2 protein-coding genes are annotated in these 2,522 nt (G+C 41.8%); both read left to right on the plus strand.

The genetic code is table 11. From position 1 onward, the window contains the following. Positions 1–613: 613 nt before the first annotated feature. Entirely contained in the window at positions 614–1,435 is an 822-nt protein-coding gene (locus ACFIKO_RS09075) for a DNA adenine methylase (RefSeq protein WP_375673850.1), read from the plus strand. A gap of 197 nt (positions 1,436–1,632) precedes the next feature. Further along, positions 1,633–2,522, plus strand: an 890-nt coding sequence (locus ACFIKO_RS09080) for a phage tail sheath subtilisin-like domain-containing protein (RefSeq protein ID WP_375673848.1), incomplete at its 3' end; no start/stop codon positions are given.

Genomic DNA, 2,522 nt, shown 5'->3' on the forward strand with positions numbered 1-2,522 from the left:
CAAGTGGTGCTGGTGCTGATGGTGCCGTTCTTATAAGATTATGGAAAGAATAAATGGATGCACAAGTAACCAAGATACGACAGAAGTCAAATGGATAGCTGTTCTATAAGCAGGCTTATATGTTTTTAAGTCCTTTTATCGCTCGTTCAAAGCCCTTTTAAAGGGCTTTTTTTGACTGACAGTGTCAGTCTTATGTAAGAGTGCACTTGTTGTTATGGTCTCTTCATTGATTTGGAGAGCAAGATGGCAATAGAAGTGAATAGTCTCTGCTGCACTGTAGTGAAGTCATTCTTTATCTCTAGAGAGATGCCCCGAAATCATGGCTAATCCCCTCTTTTACTCCAAAAATTTTGTAAAGAGATCAACAGCTCTTGGCAAGCCGCTCTGATAACCTATCGCTATGAGAAATCAAGCAGATATATCACAGGAATTATCCTAGAAACTCCAAACCAAAGAAAGAAACAAAAATAGAGGCTGGGCTGGTAGTCCAGCCAACGGGAGAAGTTTAGCGACCAACCCGTCCGATGCAACTCAACTCAACATCGCAGCCACTTCTTATCACTTGGAAACAGTGAGAAGATGGCTAATATAGATGGAAGAGTGTTAAAAAATGATGGATACACTTTGTAAAGAAAAATTAAAATCTGTTGATCCTATTGCACCAGCTGCTGCTTATATTGGAGGCAAAAGAAGATTAGCCAAAACCATAGTTAACATTATCGAGGATATCCCTCATAGCATTTATGCCGAACCTTTCGTTGGAATGGGAGGAATATTCTTTAGGAGAAAATTGATTCCGCCCACTGAAATTATTAATGATCGTTTAGGAGATGTAGTGAATTTTTTTAGGGTGTTACAACGCCATTATCACCCTTTTATGGAATTGCTAGAATTTCAGATCAGTAGCCGTGAGGAATTTCAACGCTTGCGCATGCAAGACCCAAACACTCTCACGGATTTAGAGCGCGCTTCAAGGTTTTTATATCTGCAGAAGTTAAGCTTTAGCGGTCAAGTCGCCAATCGCACGTTTGGAGTTGAAACAGACCGCGGTGCACGTTTTAATCGTTTTAAACTTGAAGCCTCATTAAAGCTTATTTACCGCCGTTTAGCAGGTGTTACCATTGAACATTTAGATTGGTCTGAGTTTATCAGGCGCTATGATCGACCAAACACCTTATTTTATCTTGACCCACCCTATTGGGGTGTTGAGGATTATTATGGCAAAGATTTGTTTAAGCGGGAGGATTATCAGAGGATGGTTATGCTGCTCACACAATTAAAAGGGAAGTTTCTTTTGTCTCTCAACGATGTGCCAGAAGTTCGAAAAACCTTCAGTCAATTTACCTTTAAAAAGGTAAACACGTTTTATTCGTGTAACGCCTCAAATAATGCGATTCCAGCTAAAGAGTTGATCATCTCAAATTGCGATTTCTAAAACGAGAAATAATACATATTAAAGGGTCTTTAAATGATCTTTGACGACCTTTTTTAAAAAGTGAATTGCTACAAAATCTAGTGTCAAAACATAAAAAGAAAGTGCTTGTTGAAAACAAACCTTTCTCAAGAGCGGCTTTTTACCTCTCATTTTTCCCATTCATTTTCATTCACCCCTCATTTAAAGGAGCATAAAGTATGGCAACAGGTTTTCTACACGGTGTTGAAGTTGTCGAGGTTGACGACGGCACCCGCCCTCTTCGCGCGGTACAATCGGCAGTTATTGGGATTGTTGGCACAGCACCTGATGCCGATGACCGAGCATTTCCCCTTAATACACCAGTTTTGGTAACAGGCTCTCTTTCACAAGCAGCTAAACTGGATAAAACAGGCAAGCGTCAAGGCACCTTACCCAATGCCCTTGATCTTATTTTCAAGCAAGTGGGAGCTATTGTTGTTGTCGTGCGTGTGAACGAAGGTGACAATGAAAATGCAACACTCACCAATGTTCTAGGTGGTGTGAATGCAAATGGCGCTTATGAAGGCGTCCATGCTTTGATTGGAGCGGGGTCCATTGTGGGACAAACACCACGCATTCTCATCGCTCCAGGCTTTACACACAAACGCCCTTCCAGTGTGAATATTGAAGAGAATGGAACTGGTGCAACTGCCAACCCCGTCGCAGCAGAACTCATTGGCATTGCAGAGCGTCTGCGTGCTATTGTGGTGCTTGATGCACCAAACACAACAGATGAAGCAGCCCTTAGCACAGCAAAGGATTTTGATTCAAAGCGCGCTATTATCGTTGACCCGTTTGTAAAAGTGAATCGTGATGGAAAAATCTTAGAACAGCCAGCAAGTGCAGCAGTTGCTGGTGTCATTGCTAAAACTGATTTTACACACGGTTTTTGGCATTCTCCTTCAAACAAAGTGATTAATGGCATTGTTGGCACTGCGCGCCCCATTGATTTTTCCATTGGTGATCGATCAAGCCGCGCTAACCTTCTTAACGAACAAAACATCACAACAATTATCCGCGAAAATGGTTATCGTCTTTGGGGTAATCGCACCCTTTCAAGCGATACAAA

The organism is Bartonella sp. TS82HLJMH (genome assembly GCF_042193495.1).
In the GTDB taxonomy this organism is placed as follows: domain Bacteria; phylum Pseudomonadota; class Alphaproteobacteria; order Rhizobiales; family Rhizobiaceae; genus Bartonella; species Bartonella grahamii.

Coding starts and splice junctions, on each gene's coding strand:
- ACFIKO_RS09075 (WP_375673850.1), top strand. CDS start 614: ATGGATACACTTTGTAAAGAAAAATTAAAATCTGTTGATCCTATTGCA.